The organism is Allomuricauda sp. R78024 (assembly GCF_044596045.1).
GTDB lineage: Bacteria > Bacteroidota > Bacteroidia > Flavobacteriales > Flavobacteriaceae > Flagellimonas.
Genome location: NZ_CP138995.1, coordinates 3,634,818 through 3,658,565 on the forward strand (window position 1 = coordinate 3,634,818; position 23,748 = coordinate 3,658,565).

General features: G+C 35.4%; 22 protein-coding genes. 5 read left to right on the forward strand and 17 right to left on the reverse strand.

Translation table 11 applies throughout. The features are described from left to right. The first annotated feature begins 179 nt into the window (after positions 1-179). The gene (locus tag SJY44_RS16465; RefSeq protein WP_298930344.1) at positions 180-590 is read left to right on the forward strand and encodes a hypothetical protein; all 411 of its coding nucleotides are present in this window, start codon (positions 180-182) and stop codon (positions 588-590) included. 32 nt (positions 591-622) lie between these two features. Here SJY44_RS16465 and rlmN read toward each other — a convergent pair whose 3' ends face one another. From rlmN to rsgA, 8 genes are all read right to left on the reverse strand, one after another. Beyond that, positions 623-1,663, reverse strand: a complete 1,041-nt coding sequence (gene rlmN, locus SJY44_RS16470; RefSeq protein ID WP_396590543.1) for a 23S rRNA (adenine(2503)-C(2))-methyltransferase RlmN — start codon at positions 1,661-1,663, stop codon at positions 623-625. Between the two features lie 81 nt (positions 1,664-1,744). Continuing rightward, positions 1,745-2,794 (reverse strand): tRNA preQ1(34) S-adenosylmethionine ribosyltransferase-isomerase QueA, encoded by a 1,050-nt coding sequence (gene queA, locus SJY44_RS16475; protein WP_298930350.1) that lies wholly within the window; start codon positions 2,792-2,794, stop codon positions 1,745-1,747. A gap of 86 nt (positions 2,795-2,880) precedes the next feature. Continuing rightward, a complete protein-coding gene (locus SJY44_RS16480; RefSeq protein ID WP_396590544.1) occupies positions 2,881-4,110 on the reverse strand; it encodes a 3-phosphoshikimate 1-carboxyvinyltransferase in 1,230 nt (409 codons plus the stop codon). A gap of 50 nt (positions 4,111-4,160) precedes the next feature. Next, positions 4,161-4,487: a nucleotide pyrophosphohydrolase gene (locus SJY44_RS16485; RefSeq protein ID WP_298930358.1), complete on the reverse strand. Its 327-nt coding sequence runs from the start codon at positions 4,485-4,487 to the stop codon at positions 4,161-4,163. 5 nt (positions 4,488-4,492) lie between these two features. Continuing rightward, complete coding sequence (locus tag SJY44_RS16490; protein WP_396590545.1) at positions 4,493-6,505, reverse strand: transglutaminase domain-containing protein; 2,013 nt, start codon at positions 6,503-6,505, stop codon at positions 4,493-4,495. 2 nt (positions 6,506-6,507) lie between these two features. Beyond that, positions 6,508-8,403: a DUF3857 domain-containing transglutaminase family protein gene (locus SJY44_RS16495; RefSeq protein WP_396590546.1), complete on the reverse strand. Its 1,896-nt coding sequence runs from the start codon at positions 8,401-8,403 to the stop codon at positions 6,508-6,510. A gap of 80 nt (positions 8,404-8,483) precedes the next feature. Then, the gene (gene dtd, locus SJY44_RS16500) at positions 8,484-8,936 is read right to left on the reverse strand and encodes a D-aminoacyl-tRNA deacylase (protein ID WP_396590547.1); all 453 of its coding nucleotides are present in this window, start codon (positions 8,934-8,936) and stop codon (positions 8,484-8,486) included. A gap of 6 nt (positions 8,937-8,942) precedes the next feature. Beyond that, positions 8,943-9,887: a ribosome small subunit-dependent GTPase A gene (rsgA, locus tag SJY44_RS16505; protein WP_298930369.1), complete on the reverse strand. Its 945-nt coding sequence runs from the start codon at positions 9,885-9,887 to the stop codon at positions 8,943-8,945. Between the two features lie 95 nt (positions 9,888-9,982). On the opposite strand from rsgA, the gene SJY44_RS16510 reads away from it, so the two are divergent. Together SJY44_RS16510 and SJY44_RS16515 are read left to right on the forward strand one after the other, a co-directional pair. Continuing rightward, on the forward strand, positions 9,983-10,423 hold the full coding sequence (locus SJY44_RS16510) for a hypothetical protein (protein WP_298930373.1): 441 nt from the start codon (positions 9,983-9,985) through the stop codon (positions 10,421-10,423). Positions 10,424-10,537: 114 nt separating this feature from the next. Beyond that, on the forward strand, positions 10,538-10,978 hold the full coding sequence (locus SJY44_RS16515; protein ID WP_396590548.1) for a hypothetical protein: 441 nt from the start codon (positions 10,538-10,540) through the stop codon (positions 10,976-10,978). A gap of 75 nt (positions 10,979-11,053) precedes the next feature. Here the strand turns inward: SJY44_RS16515 and SJY44_RS16520 are convergent, their stop codons facing one another. From SJY44_RS16520 to SJY44_RS16540, 5 genes are all read right to left on the reverse strand, one after another. Further along, positions 11,054-11,728 carry a head GIN domain-containing protein gene (locus tag SJY44_RS16520; RefSeq protein ID WP_396590549.1) on the reverse strand — a complete coding sequence of 225 codons (675 nt, stop codon included), beginning with the start codon at positions 11,726-11,728 and terminating at the stop codon, positions 11,054-11,056. A gap of 137 nt (positions 11,729-11,865) precedes the next feature. Continuing rightward, positions 11,866-12,948, reverse strand: coding sequence for a chorismate mutase (locus tag SJY44_RS16525; protein WP_396590550.1), 1,083 nt, complete (start codon positions 12,946-12,948; stop codon positions 11,866-11,868). Between the two features lie 8 nt (positions 12,949-12,956). Beyond that, entirely contained in the window at positions 12,957-13,817 is an 861-nt protein-coding gene (locus tag SJY44_RS16530) for a prephenate dehydrogenase (RefSeq protein WP_396590551.1), read from the reverse strand. A gap of 3 nt (positions 13,818-13,820) precedes the next feature. Then, positions 13,821-14,963 carry a pyridoxal phosphate-dependent aminotransferase gene (locus SJY44_RS16535; RefSeq protein ID WP_396590552.1) on the reverse strand — a complete coding sequence of 381 codons (1,143 nt, stop codon included), beginning with the start codon at positions 14,961-14,963 and terminating at the stop codon, positions 13,821-13,823. Continuing rightward, entirely contained in the window at positions 14,960-15,790 is an 831-nt protein-coding gene (locus SJY44_RS16540; RefSeq protein WP_299169289.1) for a prephenate dehydratase, read from the reverse strand. The genes SJY44_RS16535 and SJY44_RS16540 overlap by 4 nt, the downstream gene beginning before the upstream one ends. 394 nt (positions 15,791-16,184) lie before the next feature. Here SJY44_RS16540 and gldA point away from each other — a divergent pair, with 394 nt between their 5' ends. Beyond that, positions 16,185-17,078, forward strand: coding sequence for a gliding motility-associated ABC transporter ATP-binding subunit GldA (gldA, locus tag SJY44_RS16545; protein ID WP_396590553.1), 894 nt, complete (start codon positions 16,185-16,187; stop codon positions 17,076-17,078). A gap of 4 nt (positions 17,079-17,082) precedes the next feature. Here the strand turns inward: gldA and SJY44_RS16550 are convergent, their stop codons facing one another. Beyond that, the gene (locus SJY44_RS16550) at positions 17,083-20,325 is read right to left on the reverse strand and encodes a DUF2723 domain-containing protein (RefSeq protein ID WP_396590554.1); all 3,243 of its coding nucleotides are present in this window, start codon (positions 20,323-20,325) and stop codon (positions 17,083-17,085) included. Positions 20,326-20,401: 76 nt separating this feature from the next. Further along, on the reverse strand, positions 20,402-21,385 hold the full coding sequence (locus tag SJY44_RS16555) for a response regulator transcription factor (RefSeq protein WP_396590555.1): 984 nt from the start codon (positions 21,383-21,385) through the stop codon (positions 20,402-20,404). Between the two features lie 171 nt (positions 21,386-21,556). Between SJY44_RS16555 and SJY44_RS16560 the strand changes: the two genes are divergently transcribed. Then, positions 21,557-22,987 (forward strand): pyridoxal phosphate-dependent decarboxylase family protein, encoded by a 1,431-nt coding sequence (locus SJY44_RS16560; protein WP_396590556.1) that lies wholly within the window; start codon positions 21,557-21,559, stop codon positions 22,985-22,987. Positions 22,988-22,996: 9 nt separating this feature from the next. Here the strand turns inward: SJY44_RS16560 and SJY44_RS16565 are convergent, their stop codons facing one another. Both SJY44_RS16565 and SJY44_RS16570 read right to left on the reverse strand, forming a co-directional pair. Continuing rightward, positions 22,997-23,398 (reverse strand): group III truncated hemoglobin, encoded by a 402-nt coding sequence (locus SJY44_RS16565; protein WP_396590557.1) that lies wholly within the window; start codon positions 23,396-23,398, stop codon positions 22,997-22,999. 1 nt (position 23,399) lies between these two features. Beyond that, positions 23,400-23,681, reverse strand: coding sequence for a hypothetical protein (locus SJY44_RS16570; RefSeq protein WP_396590558.1), 282 nt, complete (start codon positions 23,679-23,681; stop codon positions 23,400-23,402). Positions 23,682-23,748: the final 67 nt, after the last annotated feature.

Here is a 23,748-nt window from a genome sequence, read left to right on the forward strand (position 1 = left end):
TAATTTGGTTTTCAGTGTCTAAAAGTAGGGAAAATGCTACAGTTCACACTTGGAAGTTTCAAGTTTTAAGATAGTAGGACAAAACCATCGATAATCTGCAAAATAGAGCTGCTTCTTTAATGGTTATTACATAACGCAACGTTGACTTAAGTTTTACATCTTTGAACTAAAGAAAGAAGATGAAATCTAAATTTAAATCAATCTTATTTGTTGGATTTTTCATATGTGTTTTAAGCTGTGGAAAAAGTGACGATGACTTTTTAGCAACATTAGAAGGGGAATATAAAGGAACATTTACTGTAGAATATCAAAATGACCAAACGTTCTCAAATCCAGTAGAAGTTTCTTTCAGTGGAGGAGAATTTTCAAGTTCAACAGGAGCCAACAGATTTCCAGCTGGGGGAAATGGAGCATATGAAGTGGAAAAAAACACTATTCAATTTACTGACAAAAATATATGGACAGCTGATTTTGATTGGAACTTAATCCTAAATGGCACATATAACTATACCATAAATGGGAATACGTTGACCTTATCGGCCAATAAAAATGATGTTGGGCTTTACAAATATGTATTGGAAAAGAATTAAAACTATTATTGACAAGTAACCTATTTTATAAACTAACTCTTATTAGCCAGTTGTCCGCATGCAGCGTCAATATCCTTGCCACGAGACCTTCTTACGGTTACGGTAATTCCATTTTTCTCTAAAGTGTTTTGGTACATCTCTACCGCAGCGTTAGAAGCTTGTTGAAATTCGCCATCATCAATTGGATTATATTCTATTAGATTAACTTTTGATGGTGCAAATTTGCAAAACTTGACCAGAGCATTAGCAGCTTCTAGCGTATCGTTGATTCCTTCCCACACAACATATTCATATGTTATCCTGTTTTTGGTCTTGCCATACCAATATTGCAAAGCTTCCCGTAAATCTTTTAAAGGAAAAGTGGCATTAAAAGGCATTATGGATGTTCGCACCTCATCTATTGCTGAATGCAAAGAGACTGCCAAACCAAACTTCACCTCTTCATCCGCCATCTTTTTAATAATTTTGGGAACTCCAGATGTTGAAACTATAATTCGCTTTGGTGACATCCCCAATCCTTCAGGTGATGTTATTTTTTCGATTGCTTTGAGTACATTATTATAGTTCATCAGAGGTTCTCCCATACCCATGAATACAATGTTGCTCAATGGTCTATCAAAATACAATCGACTTTCATTGTCAATAGCTACTATCTGGTCATAAATCTCATCTGGATTCAGGTTTCGCATTCTTTTTAAGCGTGACGTAGCACAAAACCGGCAATCTAAGCTACACCCTACTTGACTAGAGACACAGGCAGTGGTTCTTGTTGCTGTAGGAATCAAAACAGATTCAACTACCAAGTCATCATGAAGTCTTACCGCATTTTTAATGGTCCCATCACTGCTGCGTTGCATTTGATCTACCTTAATGTGGTTGATGACAAAGTTAGCTTCCAACATGTTTCTGGTTTCCTTGGAAATATTGGTCATCGCTTCGAAAGAGTGTGCTGATTTTTGCCATAACCACTCATACACCTGATTACCCCGAAAAGCCTTATCTCCTTCTTTTACGAAAAAATCCCGCAACTGTTCTTTGGTAAGTGCCCTTATGTCTTTCTTCCTAATCTCCACTTGTTAAAGATAATCAAGAAAAAATCCCGCTGATTCATTTATCAATCAAGCGGGATTTATCTTGTTTTAAACTTTTATGTTTTAGATGACCAACATTGCATCTCCGTAAGAATAAAAACGATATCCCTCTAAAATTGCCTGCTTGTAGGCCTTTTTCATAAGATCGTGTCCAATAAATGCAGAAACCATCATCAATAGAGTGGACTTTGGTAAATGGAAATTGGTAATCATACAGTTTGCTATACTAAACTCATAAGGAGGAAATACAAATTTATTCGTCCATCCTTCAAAAGTATTCAACGTATGCCCTGATGAAACCGCACTTTCCAAACCACGCATTACTGTGGTACCAACGGCACAAATACGTTGTTTATTTTCCTTTGCGTTGTTTATGATCTCTGTTGCTTTTTCATCAATAACCAATTCTTCACTATCCATTTTATGTTTGGACAAATCCTCTACCTCAACAGGGTTAAATGTACCCAATCCAACATGTAAAGTAACCTCAGCAAATTTTATCCCCTTTATTTCCAACCTTTTTAATAAATGCTTGGAAAAATGTAATCCAGCTGTTGGTGCTGCTACCGCTCCTTCATGTTTTGCATAAATGGTCTGGTATCTTTCTTCATCTTCTGGTTCAACACCACGTTTAATATATTTTGGTAGAGGAGTTTCCCCTAGTTCGCGTAATTTTCTTCTAAAATCAGTATAAGAACCATCATAAAGAAAACGTAACGTTCTTCCTCTAGAAGTTGTATTGTCAATCACCTCAGCAACCAAACTTTCATCATCTCCAAAGTACAACTTGTTGCCTATTCTTATTTTTCTTGCTGGATCCACCAAAACATCCCAAAGGCGTTGTTCTTGATTTAATTCTCGAAGTAAAAAAACTTCAATCCGAGCTCCGGTTTTTTCCTTGTTTCCATAAAGCCTTGCCGGAAAAACCTTTGTATTGTTCAAGGCCATCACATCTCCTTCATCAAAATAGTCAATAAGGTCTTTGAACATTTTGTGTTCAATTTTTCCAGTTTCCCTATGAATTACCATAAGTTTGGACTCGTCCCTATTTTCAGCAGGATATTCAGCCAATAATTCTTTAGGTAATTCAAAGTTGAAGTTTGATAATTTCATGTAAAGTTGTTTTGGATATTTTTAAAGATGGCAAATATACAATCTCGACATAGGGGATGTCAAGTAATTTGATGATTAAATGTAAATTACATTTCAATGATGTCAAATCCAAGTGTTTCTAAGTCTTTCCAGAAATCTGGATATGATTTGGAAACTACCCCAGCATCATTTATGATTAGCTTGGTTTTTAAGCCCAGAGGAGCAAACGCCATGGCCATTCTATGGTCATTGTAGGTATCTATAGAAACTCCTGAAATAATCTGTTCTGAAGCCTGTAAGGTCAAACTTTCTGCATCAATTTCAGCTTTTGCGCCCAATTTTTCAAACTCTGTCTTTAGCGCCGCCAATCTATCTGTTTCCTTTATAGGCAACGTATGCAAACCTGAGAGATGACAGCCCACATTAAGCCCCAAACAAGTAACCGAGATGGTTTGCGCTGTATCTGGAGCATTGGACAAATCATACGCAACGGTTGACAATTTACAATTGGCAATCTTTGCAATTGTTATTTTATTTTCTAGAAAAGTGGTCTCCACACCAAAATCTTTATAGATTTCTGACAGAACGATATCCCCTTGCAAAGAATCCTTTTTATAAGAAGACAATTGAATTTTTGTACCCACATCAGACAAGGCTACAATACTATAAAAATAGCTTGCTGAACTCCAGTCTGACTCTACAGTCAAAGTTGTGTCTTTAACCTGCCGCTTTGGTTCGATCTTTATGGTATTTCCCTTAAATTGTGTATTTACTCCAATTTGGTCAAGAAGGGCTAAGGTCATATTAATGTAGGGTATAGAGGTTATTTTCCCTACCAAATCCAACTCCAGTCCATTCTCCAAACTAGGTGCGATTAACAACAGTGCAGAAATGTATTGACTGCTAATGTTAGCAGGCAAGGAAACCTTACTTCTGTTTAGTTTTTTTCCAGTTATTTTTATTGGTGGATAGCCCTCATTATTGACATATTTAATTTCTGCTCCCAAATCTGTAAGCGCTTCAACCAGCACTTTAATAGGTCGTTCTTTCATACGTTTGGAGCCAGTTAAAATGACTTCTTTTCCTTGTTGTGAAGCAAAATATGCGGTTAAGAATCGCATGGCGGTCCCGGCATGGTGTATATCAACTTCACCCATAGATTTTTTCAATCCCTTTTGCATGACTTCTCCATCATCTGAATTGGACAAATTCTCAATGGTCACATTTGGAAAAAGGGCCTGAAGCAGCAATGATCTATTGGTCTCACTTTTAGAGCCTGTAATTTTTATGGCTTTGTGTATTACTTTTTCTTGAAGGTAGGAAAGTTGGAGTTTCAAACGCAGAATTCTTTATTGGTTATCCTAAAAAATAAAAGCTCAAATATAGTTTATTTGAGCTTTTCATTATTCTGGTGACGGTCATGATCTCGTTTCGCTTTTAAATCCAGTTTTTTATCAAAAGCTTCTTGCAAATCTATCCCTGTTTGGTTTGCCAGACAAAGTACTACAAAGAGTACATCTGCCAGTTCTTCCCCCAAATCTTTGGTCTTGTCCGATTCTTTTTCACTTTGCTCCCCATATCGCCTTGCAATGATTCTGGCAACTTCACCAACCTCCTCTGTAAGTTGGGCCATATTGGTGAGTTCGTTAAAGTAGCGAACCCCATGGGTTTTTATCCATTCGTCAACTGCTTTTTGGGCATTTTGGATATCCATATAATTTAGATTTTGGACAAAACTACTTTTTCTGATTGTTTTAAAACTAAATTTTTGTAATACTCTTTTAAAACGTCATAGTAGTTAGAGGGGAAAAGTGCAGTTTTAAATTCTGTTAAAACACTTACCCTAATCTGATTTTCCTGAGATGCTATTTTAAACTTAAAGATTCCAGCTTGTTCAGGTAATTGAACAATTGCATTCTCAGGTAATGACTCTATTTGATATCCTTCCGGAATGGATAAATTGATTATATACTTTTTCTGTCTGGGAAAGGTGAAATCAATTGGATATTCCCTTTTATCCATTTTAAAAGGATTATCCGTTTGAGCCAAAAACAACATTGGTCTGAAATAAATCTTTTCGCCCAAGAATTCACATTGGTTTTCTTTACTAAACTCGCAAGTCTCAATTACTGGTTTTGAAAATTCATCTTTATTCTTAATGTCAAAGGAAGAGATTTCCATTTCCCCATAATTATTTTCAAGTTCTTCCAGGTAAGTTTCTTCATCCGTACTGTCCAAAACATCTCTAAAAGATAGTGCAAGTTGATTGGAATACTGCGTTCTTGTTCTACCCTCAACAGAACCATCAACATTAATTTTAGCATTCATATAATGCAATTCCTTTGATGGCTCTTTCGGAATCAAATCAACTTGAGATGAACTTCCATCCTTACGAACAAGTCTCCCCATCCAATTTAATGCCCTGTTAGGAAGAACATCTGGATAAGTATTTTTTTCAGTGGCATCAAAAAGAATAACATCATTCATCACTTCAATGCCAGAAATAACATAATTAAATCCGTCTGTTGTTGGAAAAAGTGGAATTCCATTAGATCTTGTACTCACTAATATTGGGTTGGCCTTTAATCCAGCATATCTGAACATTGCAGTAAGCATTAAATTAATTTCAGCCACATTGCCTGAGCCTTCTCTATAAGCTTTTTTAATACCATCACTGCTACATGTAACTCCTGTATACTTGTCCCAAGTCATTTTTGATTTAACGAACTCGAAAATTAGTCTAGCCTTTTCCATATCTTCAGTTTGTGCAACTATTACATTGTCCACATCTTCTTCAAAATAATTTGTTTTTTTTAGCTCTGATCCAAAATTATTAAACTCATATATTGATTTTGCCACTCCTTCCCAACTCAAACTATAGTTTTTGTGCGGCCTGTTCGGAAATTGTGTAGAAGCTAACTCAAACTTTATTGCTGCTCTATAATTATCTATGTTATTTGTGTACATCTCCTCTTTTAAAGATGGTAGGTCATTGGCATTGACCTCATACACGTTTTCATAAAATTCCAATGCACCATTCTTACGTGATGTCTTTATAGATCTCCCTGATTGATCATCTTCCGATCTATATGACACGGTTATAGATCTACTCTTCCTTGATTCATTTAATTTTATGGGATAAAACCCCTTACTATGTCTTTTAAAAACGAAGTATTCTGGTATATCAAGCTTCAAATCCACTTTTTTGACCGGGATGGCGTACTGAAATTTAAAATCGTCCATGTGCCAATAAAGAGGAGAAGAAACTCTAAACTCTATATCTAAAACACTGCCTTCCTTAACTTCAGGCATTGTAATGGATGCTTTGTTTCTATACTTGTTTACTTTCTCAACAAAAACACCATCTTTTTTGAGTTTCTCACTTACTATTTTTCCATCAGCCATATTAAATGTGAACCCTTTTACGCTAGAAATCTTTTCTTCATCTGACCTAGATATGTATAAGGGAACCTGAAGTGTTGCCCAATCCAGTCCTTCTTTATTATAGATTTTGATTCTGTAATGAGCCTCTTTAATTACTGCCCATCCTTGCTCGTAGTCATAGTTGTAAAACACCCTTTCTTTTTTATAAAGTATTGCAGCATTGGCATCAGACTCAGTTGGGTGTTGCTTTTCTGATAGTTCTTCTTTTGAAACTTTTCCAAATTTAAAATCATTGGCATGAACAAAATGAACACCAACTAATATGAGTAAAAAAAGCTTGATTTTCATAATTATATTTTGGTTAGGACAATTCTAGAGTTATCGTATCTGGCAATTTTTTTACGGAAGTTTCTGTATGACTCATAATCCTCCTTTGCATATCTTCCTGATTTAATTAATAGCTTTCTTTTATATTGAAGAACTCCAGGGGCTTTTTCCTTGAGTACAACTTGATAATCACCAAACTTCGTTTCTAAATTGATAGGTTTAATTAATGTTTCGGGTTTAAAGTTTTCTGGAAGGTGTATGGTAAATTCATCTTCATCCAAGTATCCACGAAATATTACAAGATCTCTTTTCCTATTTCTACATCTTTCAGGTATTGCCAAATTCCTATTGGAAATATTTGGCGCAAAAAGAAATTTTTCTTCAGTTCGAGACAAATAATTCTCTGCAGTAATCTCCAGTTCCTCTTCAAATACTATATTTTCTTTGTTATTTTTAAAGTCGATTCTACTTAAGGAAAGATTGTTTACATATCCCCAATATTCCTTATAATACTCTTCTTGTTCTACCTTAGATTTGCTTGGTTGTCTATACTTCTGATTGTATTGGATGCCTTTGGATAAAATACTTATTCTACCATTTATTGCACCGCCAATATCTGTAAAATACTCGGCTTTGGTTAGTTGATAGTTTTCTTCATCTAGATAAGCTTTAGTCTTCACAATTTCGCCTCCGGAAGGAGTTACTTTAAGCACGTTTCTATTATCTGTAAACGTTCCTAGGTGATTAACAGGGGTTATTTGGCTAGTGCACTCTAACCAAATATCATTTTCTTTTTCAAGAGGAATATTTAAAAACGCATGATTTCCTTGCATAATAGGAAAATCCGGATCAAAATCGCGCTTCTGAGAACCTGCATAAACTACAGTATAATAAGAATCAATCCCAACAGATTTTAATAATGCCATTGTATAATTAGTAAGTCCTTTACAATCCCCATATTTAACTCTATCCACCTCAGAAGCACTTATGGGCATCCAGCCACCTATTCCCAATTGCACACTTATATATCTGGTATTATCTTGAACAAAATTGTAAACCCTTTTTATTTTTTCCATAGGATCATCAACACCTTTTACCAAATTTTGCACTTGCTCTATAGTTTGTGGATTTAAAACATCCAGCCCTGTCAACAACTCGTCATAAATCCATTTACCAAATTCTTTCCAAGTTTTTGCAGTTCCATCGACTCCTTCCAAATGAAATTTGTCAAGAGCAATTTTAACAGTCGGTGAAAATTCATTAAAAGATGGAGATAATGGTTCCCTTTTCAATGCTCTTAAATTACTCCCTTCGTAATTTGCTCTGCTAGCAGTAGTATTTATTTCAACGGAATACAACTCTAAATTGGACTCTTTGCGTCTAAAAGCTATCCCTGATTGATTAATAAAAGTAAAAGAACTCTTCTCTACGCTTATTCTATATCCATCTATTATACTCCACGAGGGGACAAATGCCGTGTTGGGTGTAGTATATTCCTTGGTAAACTCAACTGTGTATGGATATTCCGTTGGAGTATATCTCATAAACAACATCCTAGAATCTGAGTAAAGTGTACCTCCACTAACAGCGCTTTGATCAAAAAAATCTTTCTTTTTGAATTTGTTTATTTCTTCACCTTGGTTATTATAAATCTTAGCGGTTAAAATAGAGATTTTGTCACTTTTATCATAAAACGCATAAGCATGAACATACCTATCACCTTTCTCATTTAAAACCGTTATAATTCTTTTAGAAGAAACTACCATCAAATCTCTGGCCTTAACTACAACAGACATTTGATCCAACCTTACAACAGCATTGGCATTTTTGAGAAGTTCTTCAGATATAGTGTTATAGCTGTAATTCTGTGAAGACAAAAAATGAAAACATAATAACAGAAAAAAAGTAAGAAAGCGCATTAAAGTTGGTCGGTTAAATTAGCTAATACTAAAATGCTATATTTCCTACAAAAACAAAAAACAATTTCGTTAAAAAACCATTATTCCCTGTGTTTTGTATCTATCAGTATCGTAACAGGGCCGTCATTCAATAAATCAACTTTCATATCTGCTCCAAAGACTCCTGTTCCTACCTTTTTTGCTAAGTCCCCTTCAATTTTTTGAACAAAGGCTTCATAAAGCGGTATCGCAATTTCCGGCTTTGATGCTTTAATGTATGAAGGTCGATTTCCTTTTTTGGTTAAGGCGTGAAGCGTAAACTGGCTTACCACAATGATATTTCCATCCACATCCAAAATAGATCGGTTCATAATACCTTCATCATCATTAAAAATACGAAGGTTTGTTATCTTTTTAGAAAGCCATTCTATATCTTCTTTGCCATCTGCATCTTCAATTCCAAGCAACACAAGAAGACCATTTTCAATAGCCGAAATCACATTGTTGCCCACCGTTATACTAGCTCTGGAAACCCTTTGTATGACTGCTCTCAATTATTTTTATTTATAAATATCAACTCTATAGTTCTCTTCCTCGTCCGTTATCATTTGTACATAACTGCGATATCTACTCCAAGAGATTTCGTTGTTCTCCAGAGCATTTTTAATGGCACATTTTGGTTCATCTAAATGTAAACAGTTATTGAACTTACATTCAGGTTTTAACTTAAAAAACTCAGGAAAATAATCTCCTATCTCACTTTGTTCCATATCAACAATACCAAATCCTTTGATGCCAGGTGTATCTATGATCCTTGCATTAAAAGAGAGGTCGTACATTTCTGCAAAAGTAGTGGTGTGTTGTCCTTGTAAATGTTGTTCGGAAATCTCAGCAGTTTTTAATTTTAATCCAGATTCCAATGCATTCACCAAAGTAGATTTCCCAACTCCGGAATGTCCAGAGAACATACTTGTCTTGCCTATCATCAGCTCTTTGACCTTATCTACATTCTTTCCTTCCTTGGCAGCAATATCTATACAACTGTACCCTATTTCCGTATAAAGCTTTATTAAATAGTCCACTTCTATCATTTGGTCCTCATCATAAACATCCATCTTATTGAACAATAACACAACCGGAATCTCATACGCCTCGGCTGTTACTAAAAATCGGTCAATAAAACTGGTAAACGTTGGTGGATTGTTTAAAGTAATCAATAAAAAGACCTGATCTAAATTGGCTGCAATGATATGTGTCTGCTTAGATAGATTTACGGATTTACGGATGATATAATTCTTCCTTTCTTTTATTTCATAAATTACAGCAACTGTTTCATCTCCAATCTCCTCTAATTCAAACACAACATTATCCCCAACAGCTACTGGATTAGTGCTCTTTATACCTTTTATACGGAACTTACCTTTTATACGGCATTCATAAAAACCACCTTCTTCCGATTTAACGGTATACCAACTTCCGGTAGATTTATAGACTGTTCCTTGCACTATTTGTTAATATTTTAATTGCAAAGAAACAATAATCCTCTAATTGAAGCGATATATCTATTGATAGTATCATAATCAAAATAATCAATTACAACATGAAAAAACTTTTATTTATCGCAATCATTGCATTAGCTGCAACTTTTGAAATGAATGCCCAACAGTTCAAAGTTATTACCAGTGTCGAATCTATCGTTCCAAATGGTTTAGGCCGTTCAAGAATTGTAAATGCCCTTGAAGAAAAGGATTACAGAGAGTACACTAGTGTGCAAACTGAAGATGACAATACAAGAAACAAGTCTAAACGTGGAGAAATCCGTGTAAAGAATTTTGAAGAAACTAAATTATTGAACTTTTACAATATTGGTGGAATCCGTTTCCAGAATATTGCTGCAAACGATGCCTTACTTTCATCAATGATCAATGATATGGTAGCTAATGGCTGGGAATTGGCCTTTGTGACCAGTGCAGTGGAAAGTGAAGGTGGAAAAGGTGATGGAAAAGGAATCTTTATTACAAGGTATATCTTTAAGAAGTAAATTACATATTTACCCAAATAAAAAAGCCCTTTGAAAAATCAAAGGGCTTTTTTATTTGCCCTAAATGCAACCCTTCAAAAAAAAAATTGTCTTTCCTATATAGAAAAACACATTATGAGAAAATTTTTATTGGTTGCTAGTTTGTTATTAACCACAAGTTTAAGTCTTAGTGCGCAAGAATTCAAGGTCATAACAAGTGTTGAGTCCATTGTTCCCAATGGGTTGGGCAGGTCTAGAATTATTAACGCCTTAGAGGACAAAGATTATCGAGAATACACCAGTGTTCAAACAGAAGATGATAATACAAGGAACAAATCTAAAAGAGGTAACATCAGGGTAAAGAATTTTGAGGAAACCAAATTGTTGAACTTTTACAACATTGGCGGAATCCGTTTTCAGAACATTGCTGCCAATGATGCTTTGTTGACTTCTATGATCAATGACATGGTTGCCAACGGCTGGGAACTGGCTTTTGTAACCAGCGCAGTGGAAAGCGATGGCGGGGAAGAAGATGGCCAAGGAATTTTTATTACAAGGTATATCTTCAAGAAGTAATTATTCTTTAAAAAAACACAAAAGCCTGGTGTGAACAAAATCGTACCGGGCTTTTTTTGCATAATTCTTATATTCTTAATCTACCATATAAACTCTTCCTCCTACGAAAGTATTTTTGTGAACTTTTTTAGGTCTTCCGTATACATGGACATCACCTCCAGCTTTTATGTTGATATCCACTTCTTCTGATGCAAAAATGTCTGCTTCACCTCCAGCAGATACCCTAATATCAGTAGTTGATGTTCTTAAATCCCTTCCATCAAAAATTCCTCCAGTATTTAAAACAATACTTTGATTTTGTGCTAGCCCGGTAGCTTGAACAATACCACCCGTGACTGCCCTTATTTCTGCATATTCGACATCCATGCCAATACGAATTTTTGCGCCTTCTTGTGCTCTCAGTTCAATTTTATCCTTCTTAACCAATTCGTTACAGGTGATTTTAGCTCCTTCATTCCCATCAATAACATCCAAATCGGTGTAGTACACTTCAATCAGGGTATATTCACCTAAGAATTTTTTATCTAATTGCATACGTAGTTTTAACACGCCATCCCTGTTCATCCAAATAATGTCATCCACATTTCTGCCCTTTATCATAATCCTGTTCTCATCTGATTGAATCAGATTTACTTCAATCAAATCAAAAACTTTGATTTTATCAAAATCCCCAACTTCCGTATCTATCATGCGTTGTGAAAAAATAGTTGTGGAAATTAAAAAGAGGCTAAGTGCAAAGAACTTTTTCATGATACTGTGTTTTATCTTTTTAAAAGATGAATAATTTAGAATACTGTTACACTTTTTAAAATAAAAATGTCATTTTGAACAAAATGATTTCTCACTAAGTCCAAAATGACATTGCCCCTACAAACCTTGAAAAAAGGTTAGGCGTTTATAATCTTCTCTTGATGATTAATAGATTCTTGGTGAATTGCCTTGAACATTCTTAGCACAAACTCCTCACTAAGTCCTTGGGATTCCCCTTCTAAAATCATTTTACCCAAAATAGCATTCCATCTATTGGTTTGTAATACCGCTACATTTTTTTGCTTTTTAAGCGTTCCAATACCTCCTGAGACTTTCATTCGCTTCCCAAGGATATCAATGATCTGATTGTCAATTACATCAATCTGCGCTCTTAAGTTGCTCAATTTGCTAGTATACTCCGCTTCTTCATCAGTCTCTTTTCTAATACGAAGGTCATCCATGATCTGCACCAATCGTTTAGGGGTTACTTGCTGAGCCGCATCACTCCAAGCATTATCTGGATCATGGTGGGTTTCAATCATCAATCCATCAAAATTTAAATCCAAAGCTGTTTGTGATACATCAAAAATCATATCACGTTTCCCAGTAATATGGCTAGGGTCATTGATTATGGGCAAATCCGGAAATTTTGATTGTAACTCAATTGCCATTTGCCATTCTGGAATATTTCTGTATTTGGTCTTTTCATATGTGGAAAAACCTCTGTGTATAACCCCCAAATTTTTAATATCAGCTGAATACAAGCGTTCTACAGCTCCCAACCACAAAGATAAGTCGGGGTTTACTGGATTCTTTATCAATACAATTTTATCCGTTCCTTCTAAGGCATCAGCAATTTCTTGAACAATAAAAGGGCTTACGGTTGAACGTGCACCAATCCACAATAAATCCACATCATGCTCCAAGGCTAAATCTACATGGGCTCTATTTGCAACTTCTGTGGCCGTTTTTAGGCCTGTCTCCTCTTTTACTTTCTGTAACCACTTTAATCCTATGGCACCAACACCTTCAAAATTACCTGGACGTGTTCTTGGCTTCCAGATGCCTGCACGGTAATAATTGACATCGGTATCTTTTAAATCATGAGCTATCTTTAATACTTGGTCTTCTGTCTCGGCGCTACAGGGTCCTGCTATAACCAATGGATGTGGCAAGTCCATATCATCCAACCATGTTCTCATTTCCTTCTTGTTTTCCATAATGAATTCTATTTTTTTGTAAGTGGTATTCCTTTTAGTATTTGTTTTATTTTATTGGTATTGTTCATTTCCTTATGCACATTCTCAAAGTCATTATTCAAAAGCAATTGTTTGAAGGTTTCCAAGTTTTGAATGTACTCCTCCAGCGTCTCTATTACGTTCTCTTTGTTTTGCTCAAAGATTGGTGTCCACATATCTGGTGAGCTTTTTGCCAAACGCACTGTGCTTTCAAATCCACTCCCTGCCATGTCAAAAATATCACGCTCATTTTTTTCTTTTTCAATTACTGTCTTTCCCAACATAAATGAACTTATATGTGATAAATGAGATACATAGGCTATATGTTTGTCATGAGCATCAGGGTTCATATAGCGAAGGCGCATTTTTAACTTCTGAAAAATTTCCAATGCTTTTTCTTGAAGTATGAAAGCTGTCTTTTCCACTTCACAAATAATATTGGTTTTTCCTTCGTACAAACCATTAATTGCCGCTGAGGGTCCAGAAAATTCTGTTCCGGCAATCGGGTGGCAAGCCATAAAATTTCTTCGCTTTGGGTGATCGGATATGGATTTACAAATTAACCTTTTCGTGGACCCAGCATCAATTACCACAGTGTCATCACCCACCGCATCCAATATTTTAGGCAACTCAAGAACAAGGGCATTTACCGGAATACTAATCAATACGATATCTGCAGAAGCTAAAGATTCATAATTGCCCTGTTCCTCAATTATTCCAAGTTCCAGAGCCTCCTTTACATGAAGTTCATTTGTATCAATCCCAAGAATATTGGCTTCAGGATATAGTAGTTTTACATCTTTAGCAAAAGAACCTCCAATTAACCCAATACCTATAATGACTACGTTCATATCCTAAAATCTAGCTATGGCCTCTCTAATTTTATCCTCTTCCACACAAAGTGAAAACCGTATGTACCCTTCGCCATTGCTTCCAAAAATAGTCCCAGGAGCTATAAAGATGTTTTTATCGTACAACACCTCATCTATAAAGGTTTCTGAAGACTTAGATCCTTTTGGCAACTTGGCCCAAACGAACATACCTGCCGTATTCGTATCGTAAGCAGCTCCAAGTTTATCCACCAGTTCAAACATAAGTTTCCTGCGTCTTTCATAAACTTCATCTAAATTCTTGAACCAATCCGAACCGCTTTGCAAAGCTGTTATTGCTCCTTTTTGGATTCCGTAAAACATACCTGAATCCATATTGCTCTTTATTTTTAAAACTGCTGTAATATGTTCTTGACTACCTAGCACCATCCCCACTCGCCAACCAGCCATATTAAAGGTTTTGCTCAACGAATTTAATTCCAAGGCAACCTCTTTTGCACCTTCAACTTGTAAAATACTGGTTGGATCATCATTCAGAACAAAACTGTATGGGTTGTCATTGACCACAAGTATATTATTGGCTTTTGCAAACGCAATAAGTTCTTTCATTTTAGCCATGCTTATCCTGGCACCAGTAGGCATGTTAGGGTAGCTTATCCACATCAATTTAACCTTTGATAGGTCTATTCGCTCCAATGCTTTTATATCTGGAAGCCAACCACTTTCTGCGGTCAAATCATACATAATGGGTTTTGCCCCCACTAAGTTTGTCACGGAAGTATATGTAGGGTAGCCAGGGTTTGGTATTAGCACCTCATCCCCAACATTCAAAAAAGCTAAGCTAATATGCATAATACCTTCTTTTGAACCCATAAGAGGCAAAAGTTCAGTATTGGCATTTACCCGCACGTCAAAACGTGACTCATAAAAGTTGGCCATAGCTTCGCGAAGTTCTGGCAAGCCCTGATAACTTTGGTACTGGTGTGCTTTGCTGTCTTCTAAAACATGTTGTAATGTGCTCACAGTTTCTTTTGAAGGAGGTAAATCAGGACTGCCAATGCCCATATTGATTATTGGCCTACCTTCATCAATAAGACTACGGACTTCCCTTAATTTTTTAGAAAAGTAATACTCTTGAACGCTATGTAATCTATCTGCTGTAATCATGACTGCAATGCATTTTTATATTCGCCCAACACTCTAAAATCCTCAGACATAATTTCCAATAATGATTTTGCTTTTATGAAGTAATCATATCTCTCAAAAGTCACATCCACAAAAAAGGCATATTTCCAGGGGGTTTCAATCACTGGTAAGGATTGGATTTTTGTCAAATTCAAATTACAATCGCTCATAACATTCAATACTGTTGCCAAACTTCCACGTTTATGGTCCGTAATAAATCTTAAGGAAGCTTTGTTTATCTCTTCCTCTGGCAGAACTTTGTTCTGTTTTTTTAAAATGATAAAACGCGTTGCATTATTTTTAATCGTCTGGATTTCAGAAGCAATAATATCCAAATTATACAACTCTGCGGCAACTTTGGGAGCAATGGCAGCAATATTGGTTAACTTACCTTCTTTGATGCGTTTAGCCGTCTCAGCAGTATCCACATCCTCAACTAATTTTATCTTTGGGTATTTCTTAAAAAACTCCTTGCATTGCAATAGGGCCATCGGGTGCGAGTGCACTTCTTCAATATCCGCAAATGAACTTCCTTTCAATACCATTAAATTGTGATGGATGCTCAAATAATGCTCCCCAATAATGTGCATATTATTATGGTAAATTAGATTGTAGTTGGGAATTATTGAACCAGCAATTGAATTCTCAATAGCCATAATTCCCTTATCTGCAGAACCATTTAACAAATGTGCTATAACGGCATCAAAAGAAAGGCACTCCAACAAATCTATATCATCACCAAAAAAATCCTTTGCCACTTGATGGTGGTTAGACCCCCTAATTCCCTGTATTGCAACTTTTAAATTCATTGTAAAAAAAAAGTCCCGATATGCATCGGGACCTTATGTGTTTCTTATACTTAGTGCATATTTAGAACAGTCCCGTACCTCTTTTAAAAAAGAAGTAGAAATAAAAACCGTTCCAGAAATACGTTTTTGTCATTTTGTTGTAATTCTTGGGCTAAGATAGGTATTCAATTGAAAAACAAAAGCTAAACCCAAAATTTTTTCGATTTTTAGCAAAATGCCCAGATTTGTTGAATATTACTTTGTAGAAATATCCTTTTTTTAAGAATTCATAATATTTCAGGATTTTTCAAATTCTATAGGAATGACACAATAGATTAGTTTACTATTTCAAAATGAGATAACCAGCGTAGATTGAGAAATCTAAAACCGTATTTTTGAATTCAAATAAATTTGAATGTCCATTACAGTAAAAAACGTCACCAAGACTTTTGGCAAGCAAAAAGCATTGAACAATGTTTCTTTTTCAATTAATAAAGGTGAGATCGTTGGTTTTTTGGGTCCAAATGGTGCTGGAAAATCCACTATGATGCGTGTTTTAACCACCTACTACAAGGCCAATTCTGGAGATGCGGAGGTAAATGGGTTTGATGTTTTAAAGTCTGAGCGTGAGGTTCAAAAAAGTATTGGCTATTTACCAGAGCATAATCCACTCTACTTAGAAATGTATGTAAAGGAATATCTAGCTTTTAACGCCGATGTATATAATGTTTCCAAAGAACGTATTGCAGAAGTGATCGAACAAACGGGGCTTGCGCCTGAGGCGCACAAGAAAATAAGCCAGCTGTCCAAAGGGTACCGCCAGCGTGTTGGGTTGGCAGCAGCCTTATTGCATGATCCAGATGTATTGATTTTAGATGAGCCCACGACTGGGCTTGACCCTAATCAATTGGTTGAAATAAGAAAACTGATTAAAGAGATCGGTAAAGAAAAAACGATACTCCTTTCCACGCACATTATGAAGGAGGTTGAGGCCGTCTGTGATCGTGTTATCATTATTAACAAGGGAGAATTGGTCGCTGATAAAAAATTGGAAGATCTCCGTGAAGCAAAAGAACAAATTATAGAAGTGGAGTTCGACTATAGGGTTGAAGAGGTGTTGTTAAACAAATTGCCCAACGTGTCTCATGTTAAGAACACTGGAGGTTTTATCTATGAAATCACCTTTGCCACTTCAAAAGATATGAGACCTGCCGTTTTTGATTTTGCTCATGATAACAAATTAAAAACGCTACAGCTGAGCAGAAAAAATAAGAACCTTGAGAGTTTATTCACTGAGTTGACGAGTTAAGGTTTTAGTCTGAAATAAAATGGCCAAACTTATCTATATATAAGTTAAACTCTTCTGATTCTTTTTTGGCAAATTCAGTATCCTTATTTTCTAAAAGGATGTCAATATTCCTTTTATAGGCTTGTATATCTGAAATAATATTTTCTATTTGAATATATTGATTTTCTATCGGAGTTGTTGAATGATAATGTAATCTTTCTTGATAAATAGTCCTTAATTCTAGAAACAAGATTCTTGCTTTTTCAGTTTCTCCTACTTTGTAATAGCCATCCAAAAACGGCTCAACAAATACATGATATCCATAATGTTCAAAAGGTATGTTACTCATTGCCATCTCAATTATTTCTTTGGCTTTCCCAACTTTACCTTCTGCTATTAATTTTTCCATCAATCTAGCCAAACTTAGCCTGAAAGTAACCCCAAATTGCTTTCTTGTTTGTGAATCGTGATAAATTTCATCACTACCGGAATTTCCCCAATCCCAGTTTTTTACGATTTCATAAGAAAGTTCAGCGTCCATTCTTCCCATTTCATAGCTCCCGTCGTACTTGGTCTTTATTGGAACCAATTTATACGCCAATCCATCTTGTTGTAGATATTCTTTCATCCATATGTATTCATTATCATCAAAACTACCACCTGAAAAATAAATTGGTCGTTCCCAATCATTATTCGCCATAATATCCAACATCAATACTCTATTCTTATATAATACTGAAGGTAGATCAACATCAATGTAATCCACAATCAACGCAGCATCTTTTTTAGCGACTAGACCATTTTTAAGTACCATATCCTTATTAACAGGGATTCTTATTTTATTGGTAGGATAAAAAACCGTGTTTAATTCGCTCTCGGAATATTCACTGACATCCATTCCATTCTTTTCCAATAGGCTTTTTCGTTTTGTTTGGGGATGATCACTACTTATCCAATTCATGAAATCTTTTATACTCCACCGTTTATCTGTTAAAGGCTGGTGATAAACATAATCTCTTGAACCATACCGGTACTGTTCATGTACCAATTGTGATGGAATAGGCTCGCTTTTGTATGATTTTCGCTTCATTTGATCGATATACCAATCAGTGGCAAAATAACTGGTAACTATGACTCTTACATCGGTTCGGTATTCTTCAATTTCCTGAAGATACCAAAGTGGAAAATTATCATTATCCCCAATAGTAAATAATATAGCTCCTGAATCTTTCTGTGTTGAATCCAAATAAGCTTTGGCCGAAGCTCTTGCTGTATACCTATTAGATCTGTCATGATCATCCCAATTTTGAAAAGCCATTAATAATGGCACAGTACATAAACACACAAAAAGGTATAGAACTGATGTTCGCTTTAGTCGTATATATTTTTTTAAAAAATCAAATAATCCATAAACTCCAATACCAATCCAAATGGAGAAGGCATAAAAAGACCCAACAAGGGAATAATCTCTTTCCCTAGGTTGAAATATAGGCGGATTAGTATAAAACTGAATCGCCAAGCCGGTAAACATAAAGAAAACAAACAGTACCCAAAACTGTTTTGGGTTACGTAAAAATTGAAATATAAATCCAATGACACCCAACAGTAATGGCAAGAAAAAGTAAGTATTCCTTCCCTTGTTGTTCTTTACTTCTTCCGGTAATTGTTTTTGACTTCCTAAACGCATGCCATCCAAAAAATCAATTCCGCTCAACCACTCTCCGTTGCCATCATATCTACCTTGAATATCATTTTTTTTACCCACAAAGTTCCACATCAGGTAACGGAAATACATGTAATGAAACTGATAATCAAATAAGTATTTGATGTTCTCTCTAATACTTGGCGGCTCAACCTCAATGTAATTTTCAAAATCTTGTAAAAATTGAATATACTGAGACATATCAACCTTGTCATTTTTATAATCTTCTTTAAACTTTACAACAAATTCTCTTAACTCTTTATTGGAAAGATGTTTAGGTTTAATATGAAACTTCAGGGCACCAAAGTATTTCATATAATTTTCAGCATGCTCACTGCTCCACATTCTAGGTAAAAAACCCGTGTGCTTTTCATTTGGGATATGTCTTGCATTCTTAAAGTCATTAATAATCTCATACTTACCTAAATCCTTATTTTGCTCATATTTTGGATTATCATCTTTATACCCTGAAGCTGGAGCAAATCTATCTGAATAATACGCACCATAAAACACGCCATCAGTGCTTGGGTATTGCTCTCTATTGTAATAGGCCAAAAGAGATCTGGCGTCAGAAGGATTATTCTCATTAATCCCAACATTTGCATTTGCTCTTATGGGTAGCATAAGCCAAGATGTAAAGCCCAAGAATAAAAATAAAACACAAAGGACCGTTGTATTCAATCTGATGAACTTCTTTTTATGGGTATATATTAAAACAAAATGAAAAAGTAAAATGAAAAAAAATATTCCAAATATTGATCCATAGTTAAATGGTAAGCCGAACTCATTCACAAAGAAAACCTCGACCCATCCGAACAGTTTTAAGACAAATGTCAAAGAGAATTTAAACACTAACATCAATATACCAACTGCAATCGCATTGAATAGAACAAATCTTTTGAGAGTGATTTTTTTGTATTGGTTAAAACAATAGAGTAACACTATGGATGGAATGGTCAAAAAGCCCATGAACTGAATACCAAATGTTAATCCAATAACAAAACAGATAAGCAATAACCATCTATTGGCTCTTGCATTGCCCAAATCATCAATCCACCGTAAACCAAGCCAAATTAAAAGGGACATAATCAAACTTGCCATTGCATATACCTCAGTTTCAACAGCATTGAACCAAAAGCTATCTGAATAAGTAAAAGTTAAAGCCCCAATTATACCGCTTCCCAAGATTATTAAATTCTGTTGACCATTAAATTCTTTGTCAATTGCAACCAACTTTTTCAATAAGTTGGTTATAGTCCAAAACAAAAAAAGGATGGTAAAGGCACTTGATATGCAGGAAACATAGTTTACCATTATCGCAACCTGCGTTACATCTGTAGCTAAGAAACTAAAAACTGCACCGACCATTTGAAAAAATGGGCCTCCAGGTGGATGGGCCACCTCTAGTTTGGCCGATGTGGCAATATATTCTCCTGAATCCCAGAAACTAACCGTAGGTTCAACGGTAAAAATGTAGGTGATAAGTGCATTTAGAAAAACACTCCAACCAAGCAAAATATTCCAATTGTTGAACTGTTTACTAGAAGGAGAGAAAAATGTATTCATTAATACCTGCAACGCTTAAATATTTTCGTGCAAGTAAAAACATCATAAATCTTATTAGGGAATTTTTAGGTCTGATTTAGGTACTAGTACCCGTACTCTTTTGTAGTAATTCTTGCCTGTTGGCAACATTTAATTTGCTGTAAATGCTGGTAATATGGGTCTTAACTGTGCTGAGGCTAATAAAAAGTTCATTTGCAATCTCCTTATTGCTTTTTCCCTGAAGAATAAGGCCACGAACAGTTCTCTCCTGCTTGCTCAATTCAGAAATTGCCAATCTGTGCTGTCTTCTCTTCATTTTAAGAGCCAATACACCTAATATAAAAACCATAAAAAATAACCCGAAATTTATCCATCTGCTTTGTTGCAATTCCCTTTCTAAGCCTATATTGGTTAAATAGGTCAATTTTCGTTCTAGAAATGCATAGGTTGATGGGTCTAAGTCGCTTGCATGTAATTCTGAGAGCAAGCTTAAGTAATATGTTTCATTTTGGGCAATATCCGTATCTAACAATTCTTTGCTATCCAATTGTTTAATACCAATCAATTTTACCATCAGTATCTGAAGTGAATCTTTCACAAAGCCCTTCCTAGGCTGCGTCATTTCTTCTGAAGACACATATTGCCGAACTAAATTTGATTCAAAGCTTTTGAACTTTTGCCATTCCAGTTGAGCTTGATTAGTGGTTTCAAAATTGGCAAACAGTTGTTTTCCTTTTTTAAATTTTATAAAGTCTTTATTAGAAAGAATAAAGTCCACTTCTTTTTTTACCGTGTCATTGATTACTTTTCTAATACGATTAATTGAAAGTCTGTACAATTCATTTGATTCCGATATATATTTTTTATTGAAAGCAAAAGAACCATCCTTTCTAATTTTGGCAATGGCCACTGGTTTTTGACCCCCCCCTTTTTCCAGATTATTTAGTGACAATTTACTTAGATGTACATCTGTTTCCCACTCCTCAGGGTTTTCTAAATCAACAAAACCCAAAATAGCGTCTTGAGCAGAAACCTGGAATCCGCAGATGAGAAAAACTATGATTAAAAAGAATCTATGCATCACTAATACTTACCGAATAAAATTAATGTATTTAGAGTATTGAAACAATCAAATTTCTCATTTTCCAGTTTCAATTGGGCTACAACTTTTTTCAATACTATTTTAAGTCAAACATCATGTTATTCAAATATCCAAATCGGTACTTTTGCAGTTCAGGGTTAATAGGATTTTATGAACAAAGACCGCGCTAGTTTAGAACTATCAAAAGAAGAAATGAAAACGTACGGCACTCATGTTGTAGATGCCATAGTGGAACATTACCATACCCAAAACAACAAACTTCCAGTAGCTAAGGAATCCCGAGAAGAAATGGATTCTTTGTTCTTAGAAGAAGCGCCAGAAAATGGGTCTAAACCCTTGGATGTACTCAATTTTGTTTTGAAAAAAGTGATGACAAATAGCACGGATATGTCTCATCCAAAATCGTATTCTTTTGTCCCGGGCCCAAGTAATTATATAAGTGTAATGGCAGATGCCCTTGCAACCGGTTTTAATATTTTTTCTGGTGGTTGGGTAGCATCTCCAGCTGCGGCAGAACTGGAAATCATAACTATACAGTGGTTGTTGAAAATATTTGGGTTTCCACAGAAAAAAGGAGGTGGTATTTTTACCAGCGGAGGTTCCATGGCAAATTTAACCGCATTGACCACAGCTAGAAGAATTAAATGTGGGGAAGATTTTTCAAAAGCGATAATATACCTTTCTGATCAGGCGCATTCATCAAACATTAAAGCAATCCGGGTTTTAGGGTTTAAAAAAGAGCAGATTAGAATAATACCAACAGATATTGAATTTAAATTTGCCATAAATAAGCTTAAAAACTGTATTGCAAAGGATAAACTGGAAGGACTTCACCCTTTTTGTCTTATTGCCACATCTGGCACTACAAATACCGGTACCATAGACCCAATTTCTGAGCTTGCCGCAATTTGTAAAAAGGAAGATATCTGGTTTCATATTGATGGAGCTTATGGTGCGGCAGCAATTTTATCTCCAAAGGGAAAACAGCTTTTAAAAGGTATTGAAAAAGCCGATTCGTTGACCGTAGACCCTCATAAATGGTTTTTTCAACCATATGAAATGGGTTGTCTTTTAATAAGAAACCACAAACATTTAAGCCATACTTTCACAGAAAAACCCGAGTATCTTAGGGATATTGAAGGAAATACTTCTGAAATCAATTTTTATGACCATGGCATTCAACTCACCAGAAGGTTTAGGGCACTCAAATTTTACATGTCCCTAAAAACATATGGACTAAAGGAATTTAGAAATGCCATTACCTATAATATAGATTTGGCGGAAGAAGTAGAAGCACTTTTAAGAGCGAGTAAATACTGGCAAGTTGTTTTTCCTGCTACCTTGGCAATAATTAATTTCAGGTTTAATCCTATTGAAAAAAAACATTCTAAAAAGGAACTCGATGCTATCAATCAATATATTTCTGAAAAGGTAGTATCCTCCAGAAAAGCGTTATTGGTCACTACCGTATTGCATGGAAAAACAGTTTTACGAATGTGTCTGATCAACCCAAGAACAACACTGGAAGATGTTAAAGAGACATTGGCACTTTGTGAAGAATTTGCGAGTGAGCGCGTCTAAAAAACTTCTCTAATTGGAAGACAAGCGTTTTCGGTGTTCAAAAATAGTCATGAACATTCGTACACTTATGTTTCGGGCTCTTTGCTTTGCTTTTTCTGCATTTTCACCCACAAAATTGGCATCTATAGTTTCAATCCAATGGCGTAACCAAATTCCAAAATGATAATTAGAAATTTCGTGGTTCATTTTTTCATCTAACTCTGCATGGACCATCAAAGGGTTTCCTTTATACTTCTGAACAAAAAATAAGTTAGTTTCCCAGAAATCTACCAATTTGTCCATATGTGCTGGCCAGTCATCTATGGTTTCATTAAAAAAATGTCCAATCTCAGCATCCTCTCTTACTTTTTCGTAAAACTGGGTCACCAATAATTGAACCTCCTTACGCGTTTCTATTTTCACTCTTGCCATATTACAGCAAATTTAATATTAATACCACGGCACTGAGAACAACACTAACAATAAAAAGATTAAACACAGTTTTTGGACTCTGTTGGGACAGCACCGCTGCGTTAAAACCCATACATGCTATGGTAACCAGAAACAACTGGAACATTTGAATGGCGGATGCCCCATTTATTAAAATATACATTGCTGCCACAGAACCTAAACAGCTTTGACCTATTATGAATATTGGAGAATATCCATTGATACTTCTTTTAAATTCTTGCAAACCTTTCGAATAAAGCTCCATAATATATGTCATTTGTCATATTATGAAACAAAATTATTCTAGATAGAACGTCCATTTTTATGACTTA